This is a genomic window from Chryseobacterium luquanense (assembly GCF_026460945.1).
Taxonomy (GTDB): Bacteria; Bacteroidota; Bacteroidia; order Flavobacteriales; family Weeksellaceae; genus Chryseobacterium; species Chryseobacterium luquanense.
In genome coordinates this window covers 113,807-140,087 of record NZ_JAOVZV010000018.1, presented here as the reverse complement: position 1 = coordinate 140,087, position 26,281 = coordinate 113,807, and the positions used below count along the sequence as shown (strand labels likewise).

Sequence of the window (26,281 nt, the reverse complement as noted above, 5' to 3'; positions counted from 1 at the left end):
TTTTTATTAAAGTAAATTTAGAAAAATTTTCCAAATAAAAACAAACCGCAGAAAATTTCTGCGGTTTTTAAATCATAATCCTATTCTTTAGGATATATAAGATTTCCATATTCTTTTATCGAAATAAATTTAATTTCTTTTCCAAATTTTATCTTTTCAAGTTGTTTTTGTAAATTTTTAATGCCTTGTATCTTTTTTATTGAAGCATCCGAAAACTTAAAAATAAAATATTCTTCTATAACTTTATCATTAGCTTTTACATTCTGTCCTATAAAATAGTTTTTATCAAAAATAAATTGATCAAATTCACCTATTGTTACTCTTTCCCCTCCTCCTTTATTGTAATTAACATTTAAATCATTTACTAAATGTCCTTTATCATTAGATTCTATACATTGAATTGCATAAGGATACACTAATGGGTATCTCCACCAATCAAAAATACCAGGGTAAGTATAGTACTTTTCAGATATTTTGCCTTTATATTCTAAAGGTTCAAATTTTTTCAAACTATCTACATAAATATTATTCTTAGGCTTTATAACAGTTATGGGCTCAGTTTTCCAATTGCATGATAATATAAAAAACAAGCAAAATAGATGTAGTATTTTTTTCACTTTTTAAATTAGAAAAATTTTTATAATAAAAACAAGCCGCAGAAAATTCCTGCGGTTTGTTTTATCGGTAAGTAATTTTATTAATTGTTTTTTCAATCAAATTATTATCCAAATATCTTTCTCTTTCAATTATATTTCCTTTATTATCGAAAGTAGTTTTATAAGTGGTGATATGAAATTCTTTCCCATTATTGTCAATCATGCACATCTTTGTTAAGTTTCCTTTAGAGTCATATTCATATTTCATAAATGAATTTATAAGAACATCATTTTTATCAACTCTATCATATTTAATAATAAACCCTTTTTTATCAAAATATATTTTATAATAATCCGGTTCATTATTTTCAGTACTAATATAATATCCTGATTTGTAGTTATAAGATCTATTTTCTACTAGTTTCTTATTTGATTTCCAATTAGGATGATGGATTATTCTCTCAATAAGATTTCCTTTCGAATCATATTTATATGAAGTGGAAGTGCTTAAAATATTATTATCATAACTGTTAAATTGCAATACATTACCTTTTTTATCATAAGTAAACACTTCTTTATTCACATTGTCCCCTCTAATTGTGGTTTTGCTTTGAAATAACTTATTATCTTTTTGAAAGTTTTTTTCAGAAGAATATTTCCCAATTCTTTCATTTTGTATTACAACCTTATTATTCTTATCAAAAATCATAACTCCCGATTCTTTTAAAGTGTCAGATTTTAGATTAGACGTTTCAATCCGATAATTTATCATTTCAATTTTTTCAATCTTGCCACCAAATCGCTGAGTAACATCCCAAATCGGGATTTCCTTTACTTTAATACTATTGCAAGCAATAAAGAAAGGCATTAGAAGTAATAAATATTTTTTTTTCATATATAATTCAAATTTATTTACGTGTAAGTTTTTCTCATTTTATCCAGACCTTGAATAAATACCAATTTAGTAATCCCATTAAAACTATTATCAAAGTGAATAAATAATTAAAGTTACCCAAAATTAGAACTATAAAAAAATATATAACAAAAACATATAATAGTTGAAACCCAATATTATTCCCTATTCTTTTAATTATTAAGTAAAGAATGAAATACATAGGTAAATAAAATACAACCCCTAAGAATAAGAAATCATAAATAAAAATTAATTGAAATAAATATTTATATGAATAAACACTATTCTGTAAATTATAAAGTTTGTATAGCTTGATGTCACTACTTGAATTTGACAAATACCCCAAAAACAATTGCAATATATTTTTAACAAAAATGTTAATATACATTATACTTAAAAGTTTTGAAATGTTATTAAAGATATTCATGTTTTTTAATTACATCCTAATGAGGTTATAGCAGCTTTTCCTTTCAAATAATTTCTAACTTTTGTGTAATTTGGTCTATATGTTTTCGCAGGAAGCGAGTTAGCACTTCCTCCATTATCATTTATATATTTTGATACTTTACTTTGCATACCTGTCCATAGCTGATCTGCGCCATAGAATGCAGAAGCTACAATTAGATAATTAGCTAGATTAGGACTGCTTGTTGCTACTTGAGAAACCCTATCAACACCTCTTGTATATAAATACATTGTACTATCATTAGGATCAATGTAGTAGCCAAATAACCTATTTCCTGCAACGGGGTGTACACCATCATATCCATTACTCATTGGAGCTTTTATTGTTGAGAACACCCATGCCTTAGAACCAAAACCACTACAAACTACAGTTCCATTATCAAAAGGTATTTCAATATGAATAAGTGAACCCAAAGGATTTGACGAATTCCATAAGTTCGTATCGTTGATACCATAATAACTATCAACGATTGGAGTAAATTTCTCAGCAAATTGATTTAAATTTAGCCTAAAAAAGTTAAAAAATTCTTCAGGTGTAAATTTTTGATTACTATTAGGATTATTTGGAAGTGAGTTTATTTTTATTGGAAACACATCCATATTTATTCTTGTACTAGCACCATCATCTAAATCCGTAATTTGCCAATTGCTCCACCAGCTAGTTTGGTTTTTTATATTTTGCAATTTATCTTTTACGGATTGTGGAACATTATGTTGTGCTACCAATTGCCAATCATCCAATTCACTACATGGTATATCTATCAGCAAATTTTTGTTTTGAATTAAAGCTATACGTAAAGCATCAATTCTATTAAAAAAATTTGAAACGTCTTCAGTATCTTCCTCCATTAACAAATTTAATGCCCATGTTGCAATTTTGTAATTGTTCAATTTTTTTTCTTCAGTTGTATTATCCTGTGCTCTAAACCAATTGCCTACTACATTCAATCTATCACTTAAAAAAACTTGAGATGTCGAGGAAAAATTATTGGCTATTAGATAATTTTTCACAACCATAAAAATATCAGTATACCCTGAAAGATTCATCCCATTTCTTCCCAAAGAATTTAAAAACGATACTGTTCCTGACATATTTGCCCAATTAACTGCACATTGAGTATCTCCTTCTGAACAGAGCAAATACATATCATCATAAGAAATGAACATAAAAGTATTGTAAGGACTAGTTGGTTGTGTGGAGCCTCCTCCACCTCCAGATCCACCACCAATAGTTCCAGAACCTGGAGAAGAACCACCGCCACCAGGACCTGTTGATCCGCCGCCACTACCTCCGCCTCCAGATTCTTCTCCACAATGGTTGATGGCAGCAATTATTGTATTAGGTTGAGCTTGCGAGGGCGTACCTGCTAAAGGACACGAAGCACCAACCCCGTGGTGTTCAGTTCCTGCACATGGATGAGTTTCGTATATATATTCCCAGCAGCCGTCATAATATGAATACGTGCCACCTTTACTTGCTAGGGAAATATTATTAATAGAAAAGGTTTTAATTTTCCCTTCTAAATTTATTGTTTGTCCGCTTATATATTGTTCTTTTTCCTCTTTAGTTAAGCTGTATTGCATTAAGACGCCTGAATAGGTATTATCTGAATTTTCTTTTAAAACGAGATTTTCAATAACACTATTAGGATACGTTCTTGATATTGGAAACGTGTAAGTTTTTTCCGTACCATTAGTAATTTCCAAAACTTTTTGAGTTTCAATTATTGCACCATCCAACAGAGGATCTTGCGGAGATGTCAATTTTCCATTAAGGTTAATTTCTTTAAAGAAATTTTTCTGAATATTGCCTACCTCTTTAGCAAGAAATTTCTTGTTCTTAAGCTGCTCTCCATCTAGCACAGAAATACTGTAGTTGTTTTTTGATTCTTGTTGCTGGTCAATCATCAGATTTTCCTGCCTGCAGGATTGAAATACCATTGAGAATAAGATGACGAGACCCGCCAACTTAGAAAATGTTGTTTTTTTCATCTTTTTATATTTGTTTTGTCATTCGAAATATTTTTATCTCGAATTATTTATGCAAGAATAAAATTTTCTAAGATAAAGACAATACACTTTCACGGAAAAATATTTACTTTTACGAAAAATATTTTCACTATTATGGAAAAGATTATAAAAAAGATAGCTGAAATTCGCAGTAAAAAAGGGTTTTCTTATGAGAATATGGCTCATGATTTAGATCTCAGTACTTCAGCCTATCGAAAAATAGAAACAGGCGAAACAAAACTTACTGTAGAGAGACTGGTTGATATTTCTAAAATTTTAGAAACCCCTCTAAATGAATTAATGGATACAGATTCTCAAAAAAATTTTAACCAAGAAAATAAAGATAATGCGCACGGATTTCAAGGTTTCAACGATAATATCTTTAACGAGTATTCTGATGTTTCTAAAAAGCTTATAACAGCTTATGAGCAACAAATTAAAGATTTAAAAGAAGAAGTTGATTATCTTAAATCTAAGACAAAATAAAATATTCATATTTAAAAACATAAAAATGCAAACACAAAAAGAGTACTGCATTTTAGTACTCTCTTAAAGTTTACAAATTTTCGTAATTAGCTTTTGATTTCGTTTTTGTTCTGATTGAATTGTATCAACCAGTCTTCTATCTCTTCTTCAAGATAAGAAGTCTGTACCATCATCGCATTAATGAAGTCATCTGGAATAGGAGTATCGTTTGAATTTTCCAGATTCCAAAGTTCGTCTGACATATTTTCATACTCCGAGTAAACTCTTTTGAAACGAGTATTTTCTTTTTCTAAAGCTTCAATATTTTGTTGCTGAAGCTGAAATTTTCTGTATTTGTTTTGAGATTTCATACAAATATTTAGATTAATGTGGTTTAAAAAAACTTGAGCAGGTACTTTTCATCAAGCATTACAAGATAGAAAGACCATCAACAGAAAAAGTTGAAAATGAGTTTTTTATCAGGTACAGTTTCTTTCGTTCTGAAAATTAAATTTAGAAATTATTTCAACACGAAAAAAAAATTTAACAACTTTTTTCACTGTTTAACATATAGTTATAAATTTGCGTATTATTAAAATTAATGAGAACACTACTTCTACGCCACAAACAGGTATTACTTTTTATCATTGCAGGCGGACTCAGTGCGATTGTGGAAATCGGGAGTTTCAAGATCTTCAGCACTTATCTTCCACAAGCTATTTCTCAGGAGCAGAATTTTCACGGGATACACTATCCTCTAAGTAATATTTTATCTACAAGCTGCGGAATTTTATTTAATTATTTCCTGAGCATCTGGTTTGTTTTTGAAAGAGGAAAACATTCCAAGCGAAAAGAGTTTGCTTACTTCATGGTTGTATCTCTTATTTCTACCGTATTAAGTTTAAGTTTCTTCCAAGTTTTTTACAGCTTTATATTTAAAGATAATATTGATTTAATTTTTTATACCTTGAGTCCGGAAATGATCAGCAAGATTGCCGCAATTTTATTGGTTTCCATTCTTAATTATTCGGTAAAGAAAAAAGTAATATTTAACGGTTGATTTGTGACTACAATTTTAAATTACCTCTGGAGATTCTGGCTTTTCATTTTAGCATTTGTTCTTACAATTGTTTTGGGAATACCTGTTTACATTTTGTCTTTCAACAAAAAAAATTACAGATACGCTTATAAACTCATCAGAATCTGGTGTTATGGAATGTTTTTCGGAATGGGTTTGCGATACGAACTCATTAATCTCACCGACAAAAAAATCGATAAAAACAGACAGTATGTTGTGATTTCCAATCACACTTCGATTATGGATATTATGCTGCCGTGTATTTTATTTCCAAATCATCCTCTTTGTTATGTCGGAAAAAAAGAATTGGTGAAAATCCCAATTTTTGGAACGGTTTATAAAAGAATATGTGTGATGGTAGACCGAAAAAGTGCGAGAAGTCGCGCCGATGTGTATAGAAGATGCGCTGAAAAAATGGAAGAAGGCAACAGTATTGTACTTTTTCCGGAAGGCGGAGTTCCGAATGATACTTCTATTGTTTTGGATGAATTTAAAGACGGCGCATTTACACTTTCATCAAAACACAACTCTCCTATTGCGGTTTTCACTTTTATAGGTTTAAAGGAAATGTTTCCCTTTGATAATTCTAAAGGTTATCCCGGAAAAGTAAAGGTTTTTTTCAACGATATTCTAGAACCGACAGACTCTCCGAAAGATTTAAAATTGTCAGCTTTTGAGACAATAAAAAAAACATTGGCAGAACATAGTTAATCGAAGAAATAATATATATTTGTTATTACGAATTTATTTTTAACAAATATGTCAAAAACAACTACTCAACCAACCAATTACCCTGCACTGTATACACTTATTTTAGTGTTTTTCTTTTGGGGATTTATTGCAGCCGGGAACAGCATTTTCATTCCGTTCTGTAAAAATTATTTTTCACTAGATCAATTTCAATCACAGCTTATCGATTTTGCATTTTATACTGCCTATTTCTTGGGTGCTTTATTGCTTTTCATATTCAGCACCATTAAGGGGATTGATATCATCGGAAAATGGGGATACAAAAAAAGTATTGTCTACGGTCTGCTACTCTCTGCAATTGGAGCCGCAATTATGATTATTGCTGTAAAAAGCAATGTATATTATGGAATGTTGATTGGATTATTTGTTGTAGCCCTTGGGTTTTCCATTCAACAGACTGCCGCAAACCCTTTTGCTGTATTATTAGGAGATCCCAGAACAGGAACCAGCCGACAGAATCTTGCAGGAGGAGTCAACTCTTTCGGTACTTCCATCGGACCAATCATTGTAGGTCTAGCTCTTTTCGGAACTACCGCAACTGTAGATGATGACCAGATTAAACATTTAGCTTTAGATAAAGTAATTTTACTTTATACCGCTGTTGGAGCACTATTTTTAATTGCTGCAGGAATTTTTCATTTTTCTAAAAAGTTACCTGCCGGAATTTCTACAGAACCAATGGAAAAAGCTGGAAAAGCAAGAAAGAATCTGATTATAATGACCATTTTGGTAATTCTTTGCTTTATTCCTGTATTTGCAAGTTACACCTCTGATGCAGCTAAAAAGATTGAAGTTTTCAACAAAGAAATAACCGTTTTAGAAAACAGCAAAAAATCTGAAACGAATGTTATGACAAAAGAAAACATTCAAAAAAATATTGACGCTAAAAAATCTGAGTTACAGGAAGTAAAACATCCTTTAGAAAAAACCAGAATGTATTATTTAGGAGGTGCTTTATTAGCAGTAGTCTTATGTCTTGTTTATGCAAATACAAGCTCTAAGAAAAATCCTGAAGGATGGGGAGCTATGAAATATCCACAGCTTGTTTTGGGAATGCTTGCCATTCTTTCTTATGTAGGAGTAGAAGTTGCTATCGGTAGTAATCTGGGTGAGCTTTTGAGCCTGCCGGAATTTGGAGGGCACCAATCTTCGGATTTAGCACCATATATTTCTATGTATTGGGGAAGTTTAATGATTGGAAGATGGACTGGAGCTATCACAGTTTTCAATCTCAATAAACAACAGCAGATGATTGCCACCATTATAGTTCCGTTTGTTGCTTTTTTAGTGATTATCGGAATCAATGTAATCGCACAGAAAGATATGTCTAACCTGTATTTTTATGCAATTTGTATCGTTATTCAGGTGATTTTATTTTTAGTGAGTAAAAACAAACCTGCCCTTACTCTTATTATATTCGGATTGTTTGGAGTGATTGCTATGATTGTAGGTCTTGTTTCAACAGGAAATGTTGCTATTTATGCATTTCTTTCAGGAGGTCTTGCATGTAGTATAATGTGGCCGTCAATTTTCACTTTGGCAATTACAGGATTAGGAAAATATACTGCGCAAGGATCTGCATTTTTGGTAATGATGATTTTGGGGGGTGGAATCATCCCTCCACTTCAAGGGAAACTCTCTGATATTATCGGAATCCATAGTTCATATATAATTCCTGTATTGTGCTTTGCTTACATTACTTTATTTGCATATCTTGCAAAGAAGACCTTAAGCAAACAAGGAATTGATGTTGACGTTTTAGAATCAGAAGGTGCACATTAATACTACAAAAACATACAAAAAAAAGAGATTTTGGGCAGGTATTTTACTTGCCCAATTTCTTTTGTTTTATACATTTTCAAAACTAAAATTTACTGTTTCTTTTTTTGAAACTTTATTTGAACTCCAAAAGAAAGTTCATCAGTTATTATTTGCATGGATTCCTTTTTCATTAGGAGATTTATTTTACGTTCTGTTAGGAATTTTATTGGTCTATTTAACTTTTAAACTTTTGAAAAAGAAAAACCGAAGCAGCGCATTACTCAGAATATTAGTTGTTTTAAATATCTCTTATTTCATCTATCAGATATTTTGGGGAATGCTTTACTTTCAGACACCCATTATCACAAAGCTTCCAAAGATTGACATTACACTCGAAAAAAGAAAAACTTTGGCTCTAGAATACCTAGCAAAGGCAAAATCAACGAGAAAATTGGTACAAGAAGATAAAAATGGAGTTTTCATTATTAAAAATTTAAAATCTATTCAAAATGAAATTCTCAGTCAACAAAAAAAACTTCCAATATTAATTACCAATAAACAAAGCAGCAATATTAATTCTTTTAAACCGAGTTTATTTAAGAATATAATGAGTTTTACAGGAATTCTAGGATACTACAATCCTTTCACGGCAGAAGCTCAATTTAACGCTGAATTACCGTCTTCATATTTACCATTTACTTTAGCTCATGAAAGTTCACATCAATTGGGTTTCGCTCGCGAACAGGAAGCTAATTTTATTGGATACTTAATTGGTGTTGATTCTAAGAATTTGGAATTGAAATACAGCACAGAATATTTCACTTTAAAAAGCTTATTAAATTCAATTGTTTATGAAGATGAAAAGTTTGTAAAAACCGCTTTGGAAAATTATTCTGAAGAAATGAAAAGCGACAGATTGAATGAAAAGAAATTCGTGACAGAACATCAAGGTTACGTTGATGACTTTTTCGGGTTTACCAATAATCTATTTTTGAAAAGCAATCAACAGGAAGGTTCGATCACTTATTCATACTTCATTGATCTTTTAGTACGTTATAAAAGTATCAAAAATCCTAAGTTTAAATAAAAAAAGAACCGTATCAGGCGATACGATTCTAAAAACACAAATGATGAAAAAAAATTTATTACCTTGACTTGTTCCCTCATTCAAGGCACTGTAAAAGTACAACATTTTTTTAAACTTCAAAATATCGCAGCATTTTTTATGCAAATTTTATGAAAATTTTATGATTTGAAACTTTTATAATTTTCATTTATCTCTAAATATAGATTTACAATTATTCGCTAAATACCATTTATAGAAGTTGAATTATAAATTATAGGTTTAAACAATAAAATATTATTTAAAAACAAGAGCTATAGGTTGAGATTGAAAAATTTAACCTTTTTTAATAAAAAAATTCCTATTCGAATAGTGAATTATCTTTTCGAAACACCATTTTTTGAGTTTAAAATTACAATATGCTTCTAAGTGAAACATTTAATAGTAAGAAAAGAGATTTAAGTGAAAATTAAATGATTAAAAAATCAGAATTCGAATTTGAGTTATCTAAAATTAAACTCAAATATTTAGAAATAAAAAACCACAGAATGAATCTGTGGTTTAAAATTGTAGCGAAGACGGGAATTGAACCCGTGACCTCAGGGTTATGAATCCTGCGCTCTAACCAACTGAGCTACCTCGCCTTTTTGGTGGTGCAAATATAGAAAATATTTATTTACCTCCAAAATTATTTTACATTTAAATATTCCAAAACATCACCAACATGATTGGGTTTGCTGATTATCTTGTTGTTAGCATCCAAAATAAAATATGTAGGAGTTGCATGAATATTATAAAGTTCAGCAAAAGAACTGTTCCAACCTTTCAATTCTGAATCATTAATCCATGGAAATGCAGCAATTTTTGTGGTATATGCGCTTTTGTCAGTATCCAAAGACAAGCCGATTACTTGAACATTCTTAGTTTTTAAATCATTGTATTTAGCTAAAAGTTGTGGTAATTCGTTTTCGCAGTGAGAACAAGTTGAAGACCAGAAAACAATTACTTTTTTATCAGCTTTTACATCAGCAATTGACTTCGCATTAGTGTTTACCGCAGAATTGAATTTATACGCCGGAAAAACAGCTCCTAAATCGGTATCTGTATTAGATTTAATTGTTGATGCAAGACGGTCGTTTATTGTGCACTTTAAATCTTTTGCAAGCGCAAGATATTTAGTTTTAAATTCACTCATATCATATACATCAAAAATATCAATCAGCTCAGACAAAACAGTTTGTCCTCTTGGTGTTTCTACATTCAGTTTATTGATTAAAGTATCAACTGAAGCAGCTACATTTGTATTTCCACCAACATTCAAGTAAGAAACAAGGATTGGTCTTAATAGAGACGAACTTTCAAGCATATCGTTTGATTTATCGATGAAATTAACAATCTCTTCTTTTGTTACCTTCTTCGCCGGATCATTAGACAAGAACTTATTGTAATTTGTATTATAATAGTACACAAACGGATGTTTGGCCTGGTCAACTCCATTTGTTGTGCCAGATAATTTTCCTATCTCAGCAATCAAAGCTTTTCCGAATTCTGTATTGTCTTTATAATATTCTTTAATCTGAGCCAATGCAGGTAGAATTAATTCCTTTTTTTGAGAACCTTCCTGAATACCACTCATCACTTCATTAGCCTCATCCTGATAAATTACGTTCTGAATCTTATTGGCTTTCGTTTCAAGTTTAATGCTGATATTTTTATTTTCAGAAATAAAACTCACTGAATTATTGGTTGTCGGAAAATACACTTTCATCATCCCGGAATAGTTTTTAGGATATTTGAAAGTCCAAACATTATTTTTATTTTTTTCTTTAGTAACAATAATATCTTTTGAACCATTTAAAGTATATAAAATTGCTTCCTGCTCGTTAAATCCCGGATCTGTTTGAATATTAATTGAAAATTGCGCCTGTAAGGAAAATGCGCACAACATTGATGATAGTACAAATATCTTTTTCATAAGTAGATATTAAATCTTTTTTAATAGTAATGATCGCATTATATTCACAAAACCCAAATTTGGCATTTACAGCGATTTATCATGTAAAAATAAAAAAACTCCCCGACTAATCAGAGAGTTTCAAATATTTTAATATAATTTTTATATTTTTTGAGTTTTGTATTTCTTAGCAAAAAAGGCAATTGTAATTATTGCGATAATTGCTAATATATAAACATACATATCAATGGGGGAAGCTGCTGGTGCACAAGGAGGGAAACTTCCGAATCCGCAGGGACCTGATCCTGGTGTATTTTGAGCATTTATTAACCCAAAGGCTATAATAAGCAAAATAGGAAATACTTTTTTAATAATAAACTTCATAATTTGTGTGTTATTTAATTAATATTTTGCCATTAACAATTGAACCCTCATTACCAACTACTCTTACAATGTAAAGCCCTTTAATTGTTGAATCTAATTTAATAACATAATCAGAATTTGTTTTTACTGATTTTTCAGAAATTACCAACTTTCCACTTCCATCAAACACTTCAATTGAAGCTGTTTTCCAACTAGAATCAAAGCGAACAATGTGGTGGTCAATATCCGGATTATAAGTAATTAGTGTTCTAGATTTAATATTTTCATCAACTGTATTTAAACTTCCATTTGTTTGAGGTGTACCATAGTACAACCCAAAATTTGAACTATTTGCAGGGATTACATCTCCTTGCTTAATCTGAACAGCCTGTCCTGTAGTACCAACATTATAATAAAATCCGGTTCCACTAGATAGTATATGAGTAGCTGTAGGAACTAAAACCGTATCATCTCTCAATTCAAATTTCAGTGAAGCAACGTTATTACCAAAAATACTCATATCGATTCTTTTTCCAAGATAGTTGGTTTCATTTGCTTCGTTAATATACAATCTGTATGTAGAAGAATAATTAGGATCAATACCTCCATTCACAGCTTCTTCAAATGTTTGAATAGTTGCGTTTGTAGTAGAAGTAACAGCTTGAACTGAGCTTATACTTGGGTCAACTACGTATCCTGTTGTAAACTGAGGAGCTACAACATAATAAGTTTCGCCAATCTGATTTCCGTTTGCATCCAGAGCAAGTACACCGAGTTGCTTTATTCCACTATTAGTAGAAACATTTTTCTGAGCGGTTACTGAATAAGGATTAGGATTCAGTGCAGTATCTTCAACTCTTGGTGTATAAGCAAATCTTCTAAGATTACCAAATGTTAAAGTTTGGGATGTATTATCTCTAAGTTTAACCTTAAATGTGTTTAAAGGCTTAATAATTAAAGTATTAAAGTTGCCAGTAGGCTTTTTTGATCCTGGATCAAATGTAACTTTCTGCGATTCAAGATATTGGGAAGTACCACCTGTGCTATAGTTATAAGTAACACCCTGTGGATCAACAGCAACACCCAAAATATTCGAGATATTATTAAGATCATTTACTGTACCAGATTCTGGATAACCTATAAATGTCAAATCTAGATTCGTTAGATATGGATTTGAGAATTGATATAAATTTCTGGCAAATGAGGCCGCATAAAAACCAAGACCATTAAAAGGATCTCCAATATAACTATTGTATGTTTCCTGATAAACATTTCTATTATTTCCTGCAACACCAAAAACTACAGGAGTTGCAGCGGGTTGCAAAGTAACTGAAGTTGTTGCATCATCTGCATATGGTCGACCTTTAACCGTTCTTTGAACGGAAGCATCATAACCAGTTCCACTAGTACCACCAGTTCCAACTGTGTAGTAAGCAGTACGCTCGGCTGATGTTGAAGATGTTGTAAGAGAAGTAGTAGCTAATGAAGGATTAGATATAAAGGCCATAGCCAATCCGGGACTCATTCCCGTGATAGGTACAGATGGTATACTTGAGCCGTCAAATCTCATTGTAGCATTATCCCATTTTAAGATTTCTCTACCTGCCCAACGTGTCTCATTAAAAGCATTAACTCCTGCTAAACCTCCAGCTAATTCATTACTAAAAGAAGCAAACGTTTTATTAAAAAACGGAATACCAATTTGTTGATACGCCCCATGCTTAGTGTTAGCATATTCTTTGTCTACAATTGCGGTAATATCGCCCTGAGCAAAACCAGTAATGTACAACTGACCGTAAGTAGCCGTCGCAGGAGTACCAGAATTAAGTTTCAGAACAATATTATTACCACTGGATTTGTCAACAGGTGTGGGATCACTGGTAATAGTTTTAATTACTTCTGAAGAACTTGGAGTCTTTCTGATCATTAAATTGCCATATAAATCAATTCGACCATCTCCTTTTGTTTGTAATCCTCCTCCGTTATAAACAAGAGTTCCATTACTTACATACATTCTAGCGGTATCATCTACATGAAGTAGTATCTGCGCCTGAACAGATAGACTCGTCGCTAAAATCCCTAACGTTAATAAATTTTTTTTCATTGTATCTCAGTTTTTGTGTTAGTACAATATTCTGTGCAAAGATAGAATTTTTTTCTAAGAAAAAAGTTAAAATTACTTATTAATCAAAATATTATCTTTTGTCAAAACAATTTCGTCGTGTTCTCCTACTGTAAACATATAATCTTCCAATACTTTTTCAGTAGTACCACGTAAACCTCTGGCTCCTAAACCTTTTTCCATAGTTTCATCTACGATAATCTCAATCGCCTCATCAGTAAATACCAATTTGGTACCGTCCATTTTAAAAAGCTCTACAAATTGATTGATGATTGAGTTTTTAGGCTCTTTCATAATTCTAATCATGGTTTCTTTTGTGAGTTTCTCGAGATATGTGATGATTGGAAATCTTCCCAAAAGTTCGGGAATTAATCCAAAAGAACGAAGATCAATTGCATTAATATTTGTTAATACATACTCATCCTCCTCCACTTTATTGATTTTTTCAGAGCTAAAACCTATTGCCTGCTTATTTATTCTTCTTTCGATAATTTCTTTAATACCATCAAAAGCTCCACCTGCGATAAATAAAATATTTTGAGTATTTACTTGTATATATTTCTGATCAGGATGTTTCCTTCCTCCTTGAGGAGGAACATTTACAATACTTCCTTCCAAGAGTTTCAACAAACCTTGCTGAACTCCTTCCCCAGAAACATCTCTTGTAATACTCGGATTATCTGATTTTCTTGCAATTTTATCAATCTCATCAATAAAGACAATTCCTTTTTCTGCTTTTTCAACGTCGTAATCAGCAACCATTAAAAGTCTAGACAAAATACTTTCCACATCTTCACCTACATAACCCGCTTCCGTTAAAATCGTTGCATCAACAATACAGAAAGGAACATTCAATTCTTTAGCGATTGTTTTAGCCAAAAGCGTTTTCCCCGTTCCGGTTTCACCAATCATAATGATATTAGACTTCTCAAGCTCTACTTCTCGATTTTCATCTTTTGCGTGAAGCAATCTTTTATAATGATTATAGACAGCAATCGAAAGTTGCTTTTTCGCCTGATCCTGTCCGATAACATAAGAATTCAAAAATTCTTTTATCTCTTTAGGTTTTTTAAGCTCATCAATACTTTCTGCCGGCGAAAATCCTGCAGGATGCACTGTATCTTTTACAATTGTATGAGCCTGCTCGATACAGTTTTCACAAATAAAGCCATTTTGTCCCGAAATCAGCATTTGTACTTCATTTCTTTTCTTACCACAGAAAGAACATTGGTTTGAATTCATTTTGATTATTAATATATTATTAAACAAAATCGTAAAAAATTTCTTTTTTACGATCTTATTATTTTGTTAAGAATTAATGATTGAGTTTTGAATTTCGGAATATTCTTCCGGAGAAAGCTTCAGTCTTTCGTTTTTAAAATTCATATCCTCTACTTTATTTAAGGGAATAAGATGAATATGAGCGTGAGGAACTTCCAATCCTACAACGGCTACTCCTACTCTAATGCATGGAATTGCGTTTTTTACTTTTTTAGCCACTTGTTGTGCAAAAGCCCAAAGATTTTTGTATTCTTCGCTTTCCATGTCAAAAATAAGATCGACTTCTTTTTTCGGAATAACCAAAGTATGTCCCTTTACCAATGGCATTGCATCTAAAAAAGCGACAAAGTTGTCATCTTCAGCAATTTTGTAAACAGGAATTTCTCCGTTGATAATTTTCGTGAAAATTGAGCTCATATTTCTCTAAAAATTAGATTTAAATTTAAGTCTACAAAGTTATATCTAAAACTTCAAATGACAATTTATTTCCGTTTGGAAGAACAATCTCTGCTTGATCACCAATTACTTTTCCTAATAAACCTTTTGCAATAGGTGTATTTACAGAAATTCTACCCGTTTTCAAATCACTCTCATTATCTGGAACCAAAGTGAAAACCTGCTCTTTTTTAGTATCGTTATTTAGAAGCTTTACTGTTGTAAGTATTGAAACTTTAGAAGTATCCAACTGTGTCTCATCAATTACTTTAGAAGTCGTCACTACATCTTTAAGTTTAGAAATTCTCATTTCCAACATTCCCTGTGCTTCTTTAGCGGCATCGTATTCTGCATTTTCAGATAAATCGCCTTTATCTCTTGCTTCTGCAATCTGTTGAGTAATTTTTGGTCTTTCTATTTTCTCCAATTGCTCAAGCTCGGCTTTCATCTTATCCAATCCTTCCTTTGTTACATAGCTTGCCATAATTTTAAATTTTGTTTTATTATAAAAAAATTATCCGACATTTGTCGGACAATGTTTTTGCGGGTTAATCGTTATTGTTTTACAAATATATAAAAATTTATATTCAAATGAAAAAAACTTTCTCAATCGTTTCAATTTTCATCTTACTGACAATCAGTTTTTTAAATATAAATTCTTGCAGTAACCGCGATGATACGGTAAGCTGTTTTCCGACATCGCCTATTAGTGTTAGTTTAAATCTAAATCTTGCGGCATATAACAATCTGAACTTCGTCGGAGGCTGGATATACGTTGATGAGCAACAAGCCGGAACACGCGGTTTAATCGTCGTGAGAACAGGAGATAATCCTGCAACATTTAAAGTTTACGACAGAAATGCACCCCATATTTGCCCAGACAACAATACAACTCTTGAAGTAAAAGATAATATCAGTATTGTTTGCCCAAAAGATAATGCTACATGGATTTTATTAAGCGGGCAACCAACCACTGTTTCTTCTCTTCCGCCAAAAACTTATTTTTGGAATTATGATGCATCTACTAAAAATTTAAGCTTATATAATTAATGAAAATTGTTGTACAAAGGGTTTCCGAGGCAAGTGTAAAAGCAGACGGGAAAATTGTTGGAGAAATCAATGCAGGCTTTTTGCTTTTGGTAGGGATTGATGAAAATGATGAAAAAATTGATGCAGATTGGTTAGTTCAAAAAATAGTAAATCTCAGAATTTTTGGCGATGAAAATGACAAGCTAAATTTATCTATAAATGATATCAAGGGAGAAATTTTGTGCATCAGCCAATTTACCTTAATTGCAGACTATAAAAAAGGCAACAGACCATCATTCATCAAAGCTGCAAAACCCGATAAAGCAATTCCCCTTTTTGAATATTTTAAAGAAGAACTCTTAAAGTCAGAATTGAAGGTAGAAAGTGGCATTTTTGGTACAGACATGAAAATATCATTAATAAATGACGGGCCTGTCACCATTGTATTAGATTCAATTACAAAAATATAAGAGACCCTACCTGTTCAATAATTTTCCTTATCTAATGAATTATCATTACTCAATAGAACAAATCTATAAAATACTCAACAAAATACCACAAAACCGTAGCATAACATCCGTAAAAACACGGAATAATACCACAATCTATAAAAAAAGTGATTTTTTTTTAAATAGTTAATATTTTTTTTGTTTACCTTTAAGAACCAAATAAAAATAACAGACTATGAAAAAATGCTATCTTATTGTACTTCTTTTTATGTGCATTTATACTATTAACGCACAAGTGGGTATTAACACGAATAATCCCAAGTCGACATTGCACGTTCAGAAAAGAACAGAACTTAGTTTTCCGGATGGTATTATTCCGCCAAGAATTTCGGGAGATTCATTAAGATTAAAAGAAACAGCCTATACTGCTGCACAAAATGGAGCGATTGTCTATGTAACTTCACCTGCCGCTACTACAGGACCGAAAACGATAGGAGTACTAAGCACCGGATTATTTATGTATGATGCATTTGCAGCAAATAGTAGTGGAACTGGTCTTTGGTATAAACTTCCTACTACTGACTCTCCACCTGTAGGCACAGGAGATGCATATGCTGCTAGAATAAACAGAGGATTATCACTTTTAGGAGTTAACTTAAACTTATTAAGCAATACAGTACAACTTATTCCTCTTCCAACTGCTACTAATATTACAGCTCCAGGAGTTTTACCAGCTATTGATATCAGCGTAGATGTCACCGGAATTATCAATATTACTACAAATCTAAGTACAGGTCCTACTGTTCCTGGAGATTCTTATTACACAGTACCATCAACTGGTTTATATCATATTGACTACAGTTACAGAACAGGACAAGGCTTGAGACTTGAGGTTCTGGGGGCTAATAGACCAGGACTTATCATTACAAAATCTCCAGCAGGAGGTCTACCTGCAACAGCAGTACCTATTGATTATCGTTACTTTGGAGGAATTAGTTTAGGAAATCTCACCATTCCTCTACAGCCATTATTACCGAATGTAACACTAGCCTTAGCAAATTTAGCTTTAACTCAAGGACAAATAAGTCATATATATCAATTTAATGCAGGGGAAAGAATCAGATTTGGAGTCCTTGAAGGAGGATTAGGATTAAGCGTATTAACAGACGCTACTGCAGAATTATCTATCTACAAAATCAGGTAACACAAATTCATCATAATGAAAAAAAGCTTTCTTAAAATTTAAGAAAGCTTTTGATGTTTTATTTTAGCAAGTATTATCTCTGAGGCACACTGCTGAAATTTAGAGCTACTTTAAGATTCATATCAGAAGTTGTTTGATTTTTAAGTTCATAAACCGTTCGTACATTTAAACCCGCACTTTTTACTACACTGTCAAGAAACCCCGTATCATTATTTAAATCTAAATTTAAACTTGACGAATTCGTATCGATGGAAGTTCTTGAAGCAACAAGCTTTTCGCTAGTTCCGTTTGACGAGATATAAATCTTTACCGATTTCAAAGCACTTAAATTTCCGCCAGTTGGTGAAACCACAGAAATTTTAGCATCTGAAATTCTTACATCTTTAATCTGAGCATTGTTATTTCCACCAACCCAAGTTTGCACATTTGATGCCGTTGCAGTGGAAGAAACTTCTTTATCCGTAGGAACTCCCGTTGAGACCAAAACATTGGTTGTATAAGGAAATGTATTTTGTACAATCGACTGTACCGCTCCACAACTTACCAAAGCCATGGAAGATACTATTGCTAATGAAAATATATTTTTCATAATAGATTATTTAATGATGATTAAATTTTAGAAAGTTACATTTGCACAAATTATACCAATTCTACTCCACTCTCACAGAAAAATCACCTTCAATTTCTCCATCTGCCATTAAATTTTTACCAATGATCAACCAAACTTCACCATTTTTGGTAATTTTGTAGGATATTTCTCTCCCAAAAGGACCATCAAATTTTCCGTCTGGAGTTTTTATCTGATTAAATCTGATATTCATGTTATTATTTTTAGGTAAAACTGAAGCTTTCAAGTCTGTTTTTTCGTAGTTCCTAATTTTTAAAATGAGTTTTTGATTTTTATCTGTAAACTTTTCATCAATTAATAAAGGAAGCTTTTCACCATCAACAACTTTTATAATTTCTCCATTCTTCACTTCAGTTGCTTCATCTTTGTGATCAATATTAGTGTTCCTCAAAGAATCTTTATTGATTTCTATATTTTGCGAATCAATTTTTGATGCATTTGCAGACTGTTCGGAAACAATAATTGAGTCAGTTTTCTTATCAGTTGCAGGAACTTCTTTTTTACAGGAAATTACAAGTAAAGAAATTGAAGCAAAAAATATTTTTTTCATTTTATTTAGATTGAATGGTTTCATAATATAGAATTTTTGATAAAACGGTTGTTGATTTTTCAGCTTTTATTTGTTTTAAAACTTCTTTTTTCAGTTCTAAATCTTTCTTTTCTTCAGCATATTTTAAAAGATATTTTTCGCTGAACCAAATTGATTTCAGATGATAATTGATTGCAAAATCAGGACGTTTCATGTTTTGGGAAGTGATAATTCCGCCCCAATTAATGTAACTGCATACTAAAACTATTCCATAAAAAAACCAGCTCATTGAGTTGAAAAGGAATGCATTTTTCTTTTTGTACTGAATTTTAATGAATGTAAGAATTAAACCAATTAAAGATAAAAGCAGGAAAGCATAAACTCCAAGTCTTTTGTAAGTAAAACCATAATTGGTAATATATTCTGTGTTTTTCAGAATTGCTGAAAAAATCAAAACAGCATTCAGGAATAACCAAATTTTAGCAACTGTTTTTAATAAGCCAGCTTTAGAATCGAAATTAAAAGTTGATTTAAAATAAAACATAATCACCAGAATCGCCATTATAATTGACATAATAACAGCGTTTACTCTTTCATGGGTTTCTTCAGAAAGTTGATTCGGACTTTTAATGGCTTCGTAAAATTGTTCGTAATTATAAGTTATGATGAAGAATATCAACAATATATTTAAACAAACTAAGGAAATCACACCACCCATTCTTTCTGAATCTAAATCTAGAAAAGAAAATGTCTGCTTTTGGATTCTATTTCCATTTTTAAATTCATTATCTAAAATATGATTCTGCTGATAAATCTGTTTTTCAACTACAAAGTTGAAGAAATTAAAGGCTATAAAAAATCCTAAAATGCCAAGACATAAAATTTGCCAAATATTAATATCCAGTTCAAAATCATTGAATATGCTTGCAAAGTGATCACTTCCCGTTGCATAAATTCCGAAAAATACAGCAACAAATAAGAAAGGAATTAAAACAAAGGCAACCATTTTTTTCCAGAAGCCTGAATTTTCTGTTTTCGGAAACCATTCATTAAAACTGAAAACGCGACAGATAAACGTAAAAAGACTTACTACAAAAACAGGAACTAAAAAAAGACTTTTTAATCTTCGGTTCTTTGACCGGAAGGAAAGCAGCAAAAGCGAAATCGTTACTGCTAAAAACGAACTGATATCGCCGAACCAGGCAAATGCAATGCTCGACAAAATACTTGTTGCAAAAAGCAGAAGAAAAGTTTTGCTGCGATTTTTTTCCGGGGTTTTAAAAAGCGTTAAAACTGAGTACAAAACGCCTAAAATACCAAGATTTAAACCTACATTTTCATTATAAAATAAAATGATAAATGCGATGGTGCTGAGAAATATATAGTGATGTGTTTTCATGAGGTTAAGGTTGAGATTAATAGAAAACCGGATTTTCTTTTTGTTTGATAAAATCTTTTAGACTGTCGAAATTTTGCCATAAAAGTTCTTCAAAATTCCAATGATGGAACGTTTTCATTTGTTGACCTTTTTTGAAAGCGTTTAAATAATTTTTAAAATATTCAGGGAAAACGATAGTACCCAAAGCAAGAACACCAAGGAGATAAGCGCTGCGTTTGCCGTTTCCGAAAAGAAGATACTGCATTGCAATTTCATCCTGAATATTGGTGCTGCAATCGGTAATCAAATGATAAACATCGTGATTTTCCATCTTTGGAATCATTCTGAAACCGTGATTTTTATAAAACTCTCCCAAAGTTCGACCGAGAGAATCTTCTTTAAAACTCAACAGTTGCTCTTCATTGAACTGCCACTGTCTTTTTTTCTTTTTGAAATATTTCCTGTACTGTTTTTGAGAATTTTCGTACATGAAAATGATAAATTTAGTGCGTAGTTTTTTCATAGTTTATGTATTTTATTTTTGAATATTAATTAGAATTAAAAACCCATTAGAAAAATTCCCAGATAGAAATATAGAATTGCAATTGGAATATTTATACATATAATTAATGATGCTTTCATACAATCTTTTAATTGAAACTTTCTGAACAAACCATAAATCAGTAAAGCCAGAATTACAAATAAGTTAATTGGAATTCCGAACTGCAACAAAGTAAATCCTGAAGCGGCGAAAACATCAATTTTAGAAATCATATATCCGAAAAGACAAATATTTCCGAGAAAGAATGATATCCAAAAGAAAGTTTTTCCAATGTTTAGTATTGTTTTCTTATTCATCATTTTAATTCATTTTAGTGTAAACATGATTCATATCTGCATTCAAAATAATTTTTGGTTTCTCAAAAAGTTTATTTGAAAAATAAGTATTATATGAGGCTGACTCTTCATAACTTTTATAATGAAATTCAATTCTAGGACTGATTCCATTACTAACCTCAAATTGACCTTTACCAAAAAATCGGCTTTCAAAAATTCCGTTGCTAAATAAAATCAGAGTATCTGGTTCGTGCGGAGCTTCAACACAGCAAATAGAGTTTTGATAATTCGTATTTATATATTTACCATATAGCGTTTTCGCTTTTAAAGGATAATCCATAGTAAAAATTATAATTACCAATAATCCAAAGGTTAAAATACTTAATGCTTTTTTCATAATTTAAGCTTGAGTTAAAGTAAACACTGTTATTTCCGGACGCACCATGAAACGTACCTGAAAAGAATGACCTAAAGCACGGTTGATATACAACATTCTTCCGTCTTCTAAATCAATTTCTCCGGAAACATATTTTCTATTATTGACAGGAAGAATCGGTGTAATCACTCCCGGAATTCTGCATTGTCCGCCGTGAGTATGACCGCTTAAAATCCAGCCTTGATAACCGTTCCAAACATCTTTGTCGCAAACATCGGGATTGTGACAAAGCACAAGATTGGCTTTTTCGGGATTATAATCTTTCATCACTTTCATTGGATCAAAATTGGGAGACCATAAATCATCAAAACCGATAATATTTAACCCGTGAGATTCTGTCTGATCATTTTTAAGCATAGTGACTCCGTTGTTTTCCAGAATGTGACAAATCTGTTCTGAAGAACCAAGATCTTTCCAGTTTTTTCCGTAATCGTGATTTCCCATGATTCCAAATGTTCCCAATGTTCCGAAAATACCTTTTTGAATTACTTTTTCTAAATTTTTGTGATCTTCGGAAGTTCCATGATTGACATAATCACCCGTATAAACCACAAAATCAGGTTTAAATTCTTGGGCTTTTTCGAAAGATTCTATTAGGAAATTCCAGTCGAATCTGTTTCCGACGTGTAAATCTGAAACCTGCATTAAAATCTTTCCTTCTAAATGTTCAGGTAAATTTTTAATCGGAAGTTTTCTTTGTACAAATTCCACCCAAAAAGGTTCAATCTGCCATGAATAAAGAAAAGGTAAAGCTCCAACTGCAGAAAGCTGCAAAAGTCTTTTGAGAAATTTTTTCCTTGTCATATTGAATTTTTTTTTGAAATAAATAAGGTTTCGCAGATTTCTGGAAATATTATTATCTTAAAAATCAGCTTTATCTGCGTGAGAATTATTTAATCTGAACTATATTAACTTCCTGCGAATGGAGTTCCGAAAATTCCAACAGCCAGTTCCATCCAAACCAAAATGAGAAGTGCCACAATCACAAGACTTATTAAGATTCTGTAATTCCTATTTTTAACTACAGTTCTTACCAAGTTCATCAAACCTGCAGTTCCGAAGAGTAAAATTCCCGCTACAACAAAGTCAGATCCAGACCAGTTGAAGCCATCTACGAATAGATTTCCTAAAAAAGCTGTTGCCAATAAAAGTACAGGAACAGCAAAAATTGCTAATGTTGTTTGTTTGTGAGTTATCATTTTATTTAATTTTAATTTATAAAGTACTTTGCATTTCAAAGTTAATTTGTAAAAAAATATAGTCTTTATCTTCCTATTAATTTTTCGAGAGCATTCAAATGTTCTGTAAAAGCAGTTCTTCCATTTTGAGTTACACGATAAGAAGTCTTCGGTTTTTTACCTACAAATTCTTTTTTCACTTCAATATAATTTGACTTTTCAAGGGCGCTGCTATGACTTGCAAGATTTCCGTCGGTAATTTCCAGCAAACTTTTCATTTCAGAAAAATCAACCCAATCGTTAACCATGAGAACGGACATAATGCCCAATCTTACACGGCTTTCAAATTCTTTATTGAGTTGACTAATGTTAATCATTGCTTAATCATTTAATATAAAGTAGAATATCGAATCTACAATTCTATGTTTTGAGTCAATCATATATATTTGATTTCCTCTGATTGCTAATTGGTCAGATTTTAATAATTTATCTGAGTTAGCTGTATCAATTGTAATAATTGAATCATTTTTAATATAATTTCCACGAGAATATGAGTTTCCTAACGCAGAGCCATTTGTGAATTTATATGTTTCATCTTCCCTAAGTTCTATTTTAATATGATTCAAATCGAAATTTTGTTGTGCTTCTAAAATAACATCAGAAGAATCTCTAACTGCAAAATACGTATGCATTCCTAATGCAACAAAAACAATCAAGATCGACATTGTAGTCAGCTTAAAAACTTTTAAATCTTTTAAAAGCCTATATTTTTTAAATTCAATATTTAAAGCTATAGCTCCAAAAATTAGAAACAATAACAGATAAAATCCTATGATAAATCCGGCAAATATAAAATCATTGTCTTGATACTCTATTGTTAAATCAAAGTACTTTACAGTAACAAGGATTATCAAAATTAATAACAAAATTGATTTCCAACTTTTCATTATTACTTATACTTCTTATGCATAATCAAACCATACACGATATGCAAAACGCCAAAGCCAAAAGTCCAGGCAATTAATCCCCATCCTAAAAAGAATAACGAAATCAATCCTAAACCAATCTGGCAAAATCCCAGATATTTTACATCTGTGAGAGTATATCTTTCTGCATTTACCAATGCTAAACCATAGAAAATCAATGTAGCCGGAGCAACCAATGAAAACAAATGATGATACAACAGCCCAAGACAAACCAATCCGCCCGTTACCAAAGGGATTGCAAAGGTAAACAAAAGTCTTTTGGTTGTCGCATCCCAAATTTTCAGACCTTTCTTTTTGCTTTTATTGGCAGTGAAAAAATATCCGCTTAAAATGGCAACTACTAAAATTACAATTCCGGTAATGACCAGTTCATTGACCATACTCTTACTGAATGTGATTCTTTCACCTTCAAAATAATTCAGTCCTTCTCTTTTAAATACAAAACAGACATATCCCATTCCGATGATTGCAGCCAAACCAGCAACCACTCCGGATAATCCGCTTAATGAAATAAACCTTGAAGAACGCTCCATCATGGAACGAATGTGTGATAAGTCTTCGTGATAGTTTTTTGATTGCATATAAAAGAGCTTTGAATTACAAAGTTATGTTTAATTTTTAAATATCAAAACTTTTTTCAAAATATTTGTTCAAATTGTTAACTTTAGAAAAAACATATTTATGGATAAAGAGATCCTACGTGCAGAAATTTTCAGACATTTGGATGGCGTTGTCACTGCGCCAATTGTCACTTCTCTGGTGAAAAATGAAATTATTTCATTCATCATACAAAGAGAGAAAATATATTTAAATGAACTTTCAGAAAATTCTAAAGCCAATGAAGGTTATCTCAATGTGGCAATTCGTGCATTAGGATCGCAGGATTTCTTAAATTATGAAGTAGATAATGAAAATGATATTATTACTGTTTCAGTGAATGACAAAACACAATTTCTTCAGAAATACAGTCTGCTCTATCTTAAGGTCGTTCCGTTTTTGAAGCTTTCTACCAATATCAAGAATCAAATCAACGAAGTTTCCTATATCAAAGAATTTAAGCAACTTAGTGATTCCGTTAAAAATAATTTTGGAATTCAGTTTTCTGATTATGACGAAGAAAAAGATGTTCAGATACAGATTTTAAAACACATCGAAGGCTGTATCATAGGACCAATTATTGTATATCTAGGAATGACCGGGATGTTTCACAAATATTTTATGGAAACGTCTTTTCAGGCAGCAGAATTTCATAAAAATTCAGAGAATTTCGAAGTAATCTTAGATTTTATGACTTATTTGGGTTGGTTTAAAAAATCGAATGACAATTATAAATTTACCGAAACTGGAATTTATTTTGCCAAAAGAGCAGCTTCGTATGGCGTTACCGTTTCTTATCTTCCATTGCTGAATAAAATGGAAGATCTTTTATTTGGAAATGCTTCAAAAATCAGAGAAATTGCGGAAGGCGAAGACGAAATCCATGTTGATCGTGCGATGAATGTTTGGGGAAGTGGTGGTTCTCATGCAAACTATTTCAAGGTTGCCAATGATTTTATTATTGAGATTTTTAATCAGCCAATTCATTTACAGCCGAAAGGAGTTCTTGATATGGGATGCGGAAACGGTGCTTTCATCCAACACATTTTTGAAACCATCGAAAGACATACGCTTCGTGGGAAAATGTTAGAAGAACATCCACTTTTTTTGGTCGGTGCAGATTATAACCAAGCTGCCTTGAAAGTAACACGAGCGAATCTCATCAACAATGATATTTGGGCTAAAGTAATTTGGGGAGATATTGGAAATCCTAAACAATTGGCGGAAGATTTAAAAGAAAACTATGAGATTGATCTCTCAGATTTATTAAATATCAGAACTTTTCTTGATCACAACCGAGTTTGGAAAGCACCTGAAAACAATCATTCCGAAAGAATAAGTACTTCAACGGGAGCATTTGCTTATCGTGGGAGAAGACTTCAAAATAATCTTGTAGAAGAAAGTTTAAAAGAACATCTTGAGCTTTGGTTACCATACATTCGAAAAAATGGACTTTTAATTATAGAACTTCATGCTTTAGATTCAAATCTTACTGCTAAAAATTTAGGAAAAACTCCGGCAACAGCTTATGAAGCAACACACGGTTTTTCTGATCAATATATTTTAGAAGTTGACGTTTTCAAGAAAATCTGTCTTGAGGCAGGTTTAAAAACCGACAAAGATCTATTCAGAAAATTCCCGAATTCTGAATTGGCAACGGTTTCAATTAATTTATTGAAAAGTTAGAATCCTAATGAATCTCACGCAGATATTTCGGATTAAGCAGATTTTATTTTACTGTTTTATATCTGCTAAATTTGCATAATCAGAAAGA

At 31.6% G+C, this 26,281-nt stretch carries 30 protein-coding genes and 1 tRNA gene; 9 read left to right on the top strand and 22 right to left on the bottom strand.

All coding sequences use genetic code 11. The features are described 5' to 3' along the window. Positions 1–80: 80 nt before the first annotated feature. The 3 genes from OEA66_RS16180 to OEA66_RS16170 form a co-directional block, all read right to left on the bottom strand. Positions 81–617, bottom strand: a complete 537-nt coding sequence (locus OEA66_RS16180; RefSeq protein WP_267282351.1) for a hypothetical protein — start codon at positions 615–617, stop codon at positions 81–83. 61 nt (positions 618–678) lie between these two features. After that, positions 679–1,491, bottom strand: a complete 813-nt coding sequence (locus tag OEA66_RS16175; RefSeq protein WP_267282350.1) for a hypothetical protein — start codon at positions 1,489–1,491, stop codon at positions 679–681. A gap of 450 nt (positions 1,492–1,941) precedes the next feature. Beyond that, the gene (locus tag OEA66_RS16170) at positions 1,942–3,966 is read right to left on the bottom strand and encodes a hypothetical protein (RefSeq protein ID WP_267282349.1); all 2,025 of its coding nucleotides are present in this window, start codon (positions 3,964–3,966) and stop codon (positions 1,942–1,944) included. A 132-nt stretch (positions 3,967–4,098) separates the two neighbouring features. Here OEA66_RS16170 and OEA66_RS16165 point away from each other — a divergent pair, with 132 nt between their 5' ends. Then, on the top strand, positions 4,099–4,470 hold the full coding sequence (locus OEA66_RS16165; protein WP_267282348.1) for a helix-turn-helix domain-containing protein: 372 nt from the start codon (positions 4,099–4,101) through the stop codon (positions 4,468–4,470). 86 nt (positions 4,471–4,556) lie between these two features. Here the strand turns inward: OEA66_RS16165 and OEA66_RS16160 are convergent, their stop codons facing one another. Further along, a complete protein-coding gene (locus OEA66_RS16160) occupies positions 4,557–4,820 on the bottom strand; it encodes a hypothetical protein (protein WP_267282347.1) in 264 nt (87 codons plus the stop codon). A gap of 230 nt (positions 4,821–5,050) precedes the next feature. Here OEA66_RS16160 and OEA66_RS16155 point away from each other — a divergent pair, with 230 nt between their 5' ends. From OEA66_RS16155 to OEA66_RS16140, 4 genes are read left to right on the top strand one after another with little or no spacing between them, the layout of a single operon-like run. Continuing rightward, positions 5,051–5,509: a GtrA family protein gene (locus OEA66_RS16155; protein WP_267282346.1), complete on the top strand. Its 459-nt coding sequence runs from the start codon at positions 5,051–5,053 to the stop codon at positions 5,507–5,509. Positions 5,510–5,512: 3 nt separating this feature from the next. Further along, positions 5,513–6,238 (top strand): lysophospholipid acyltransferase family protein, encoded by a 726-nt coding sequence (locus OEA66_RS16150; protein ID WP_267282345.1) that lies wholly within the window; start codon positions 5,513–5,515, stop codon positions 6,236–6,238. A gap of 48 nt (positions 6,239–6,286) precedes the next feature. After that, positions 6,287–8,059: an MFS transporter gene (locus OEA66_RS16145; protein ID WP_267282344.1), complete on the top strand. Its 1,773-nt coding sequence runs from the start codon at positions 6,287–6,289 to the stop codon at positions 8,057–8,059. Next, positions 8,049–9,125: a DUF3810 domain-containing protein gene (locus OEA66_RS16140; RefSeq protein ID WP_267282343.1), complete on the top strand. Its 1,077-nt coding sequence runs from the start codon at positions 8,049–8,051 to the stop codon at positions 9,123–9,125. Before OEA66_RS16145 ends, OEA66_RS16140 begins: the two co-directional genes overlap by 11 nt. A 546-nt stretch (positions 9,126–9,671) precedes the next feature. Here OEA66_RS16140 and OEA66_RS16135 read toward each other — a convergent pair. From OEA66_RS16135 to greA, 7 genes are all read right to left on the bottom strand, one after another. Further along, positions 9,672–9,745 (bottom strand) — tRNA-Met (locus OEA66_RS16135). A gap of 44 nt (positions 9,746–9,789) precedes the next feature. After that, the gene (locus OEA66_RS16130; protein WP_267282342.1) at positions 9,790–11,076 is read right to left on the bottom strand and encodes a peroxiredoxin family protein; all 1,287 of its coding nucleotides are present in this window, start codon (positions 11,074–11,076) and stop codon (positions 9,790–9,792) included. A 141-nt stretch (positions 11,077–11,217) separates the two neighbouring features. Next, positions 11,218–11,439 (bottom strand): signal peptidase, encoded by a 222-nt coding sequence (locus tag OEA66_RS16125; protein ID WP_267282341.1) that lies wholly within the window; start codon positions 11,437–11,439, stop codon positions 11,218–11,220. Positions 11,440–11,449: 10 nt separating this feature from the next. Beyond that, positions 11,450–13,522: a T9SS type A sorting domain-containing protein gene (locus tag OEA66_RS16120; RefSeq protein ID WP_267282340.1), complete on the bottom strand. Its 2,073-nt coding sequence runs from the start codon at positions 13,520–13,522 to the stop codon at positions 11,450–11,452. A gap of 72 nt (positions 13,523–13,594) precedes the next feature. Beyond that, positions 13,595–14,782, bottom strand: a complete 1,188-nt coding sequence (gene clpX, locus OEA66_RS16115) for an ATP-dependent Clp protease ATP-binding subunit ClpX (protein ID WP_267282339.1) — start codon at positions 14,780–14,782, stop codon at positions 13,595–13,597. Positions 14,783–14,848: 66 nt separating this feature from the next. Then, positions 14,849–15,238 (bottom strand): HIT family protein, encoded by a 390-nt coding sequence (locus OEA66_RS16110; RefSeq protein WP_267282338.1) that lies wholly within the window; start codon positions 15,236–15,238, stop codon positions 14,849–14,851. Between the two features lie 31 nt (positions 15,239–15,269). Beyond that, entirely contained in the window at positions 15,270–15,740 is a 471-nt protein-coding gene (gene greA, locus OEA66_RS16105; protein ID WP_267282337.1) for a transcription elongation factor GreA, read from the bottom strand. 107 nt (positions 15,741–15,847) lie between these two features. On the opposite strand from greA, the gene OEA66_RS16100 reads away from it, so the two are divergent. From OEA66_RS16100 to OEA66_RS16090, 3 genes are all read left to right on the top strand, one after another. Next, entirely contained in the window at positions 15,848–16,306 is a 459-nt protein-coding gene (locus OEA66_RS16100; protein ID WP_267267201.1) for a hypothetical protein, read from the top strand. Continuing rightward, the gene (gene dtd, locus OEA66_RS16095) at positions 16,306–16,755 is read left to right on the top strand and encodes a D-aminoacyl-tRNA deacylase (RefSeq protein WP_267282336.1); all 450 of its coding nucleotides are present in this window, start codon (positions 16,306–16,308) and stop codon (positions 16,753–16,755) included. Before OEA66_RS16100 ends, dtd begins: the two co-directional genes overlap by 1 nt. A gap of 214 nt (positions 16,756–16,969) precedes the next feature. Beyond that, a complete protein-coding gene (locus tag OEA66_RS16090; protein ID WP_267282335.1) occupies positions 16,970–17,938 on the top strand; it encodes a hypothetical protein in 969 nt (322 codons plus the stop codon). Between the two features lie 73 nt (positions 17,939–18,011). Here the strand turns inward: OEA66_RS16090 and OEA66_RS16085 are convergent, their stop codons facing one another. The 11 genes from OEA66_RS16085 to OEA66_RS16035 form a co-directional block, all read right to left on the bottom strand. Continuing rightward, positions 18,012–18,527: a hypothetical protein gene (locus tag OEA66_RS16085; RefSeq protein WP_267282334.1), complete on the bottom strand. Its 516-nt coding sequence runs from the start codon at positions 18,525–18,527 to the stop codon at positions 18,012–18,014. A gap of 61 nt (positions 18,528–18,588) precedes the next feature. Further along, entirely contained in the window at positions 18,589–19,116 is a 528-nt protein-coding gene (locus OEA66_RS16080) for a hypothetical protein (RefSeq protein WP_267282333.1), read from the bottom strand. A 1-nt stretch (position 19,117) separates the two neighbouring features. Further along, positions 19,118–20,494: a DUF4153 domain-containing protein gene (locus OEA66_RS16075; protein ID WP_267282332.1), complete on the bottom strand. Its 1,377-nt coding sequence runs from the start codon at positions 20,492–20,494 to the stop codon at positions 19,118–19,120. A gap of 16 nt (positions 20,495–20,510) precedes the next feature. Beyond that, positions 20,511–20,996, bottom strand: a complete 486-nt coding sequence (locus OEA66_RS16070) for a Coq4 family protein (protein ID WP_267282331.1) — start codon at positions 20,994–20,996, stop codon at positions 20,511–20,513. A gap of 35 nt (positions 20,997–21,031) precedes the next feature. Beyond that, positions 21,032–21,334 carry a hypothetical protein gene (locus tag OEA66_RS16065; RefSeq protein WP_267282330.1) on the bottom strand — a complete coding sequence of 101 codons (303 nt, stop codon included), beginning with the start codon at positions 21,332–21,334 and terminating at the stop codon, positions 21,032–21,034. Position 21,335: 1 nt separating this feature from the next. Beyond that, entirely contained in the window at positions 21,336–21,707 is a 372-nt protein-coding gene (locus tag OEA66_RS16060; protein ID WP_267282329.1) for a hypothetical protein, read from the bottom strand. 3 nt (positions 21,708–21,710) lie between these two features. Beyond that, positions 21,711–22,550 (bottom strand): metallophosphoesterase, encoded by an 840-nt coding sequence (locus OEA66_RS16055; RefSeq protein ID WP_267282328.1) that lies wholly within the window; start codon positions 22,548–22,550, stop codon positions 21,711–21,713. A gap of 104 nt (positions 22,551–22,654) precedes the next feature. After that, the gene (locus OEA66_RS16050; protein WP_267282327.1) at positions 22,655–22,945 is read right to left on the bottom strand and encodes a hypothetical protein; all 291 of its coding nucleotides are present in this window, start codon (positions 22,943–22,945) and stop codon (positions 22,655–22,657) included. Between the two features lie 65 nt (positions 22,946–23,010). Further along, positions 23,011–23,301, bottom strand: coding sequence for a winged helix-turn-helix domain-containing protein (locus tag OEA66_RS16045; protein ID WP_267282326.1), 291 nt, complete (start codon positions 23,299–23,301; stop codon positions 23,011–23,013). A 3-nt stretch (positions 23,302–23,304) separates the two neighbouring features. Then, positions 23,305–23,871 (bottom strand): hypothetical protein, encoded by a 567-nt coding sequence (locus OEA66_RS16040; RefSeq protein WP_267282325.1) that lies wholly within the window; start codon positions 23,869–23,871, stop codon positions 23,305–23,307. 2 nt (positions 23,872–23,873) lie between these two features. Further along, the gene (locus OEA66_RS16035; RefSeq protein WP_267282324.1) at positions 23,874–24,491 is read right to left on the bottom strand and encodes a hypothetical protein; all 618 of its coding nucleotides are present in this window, start codon (positions 24,489–24,491) and stop codon (positions 23,874–23,876) included. A gap of 100 nt (positions 24,492–24,591) precedes the next feature. Between OEA66_RS16035 and OEA66_RS16030 the strand changes: the two genes are divergently transcribed. Beyond that, positions 24,592–26,193 (top strand): class I SAM-dependent methyltransferase, encoded by a 1,602-nt coding sequence (locus tag OEA66_RS16030; RefSeq protein WP_267282323.1) that lies wholly within the window; start codon positions 24,592–24,594, stop codon positions 26,191–26,193. The last annotated feature ends 88 nt before the right edge of the window (positions 26,194–26,281 follow it).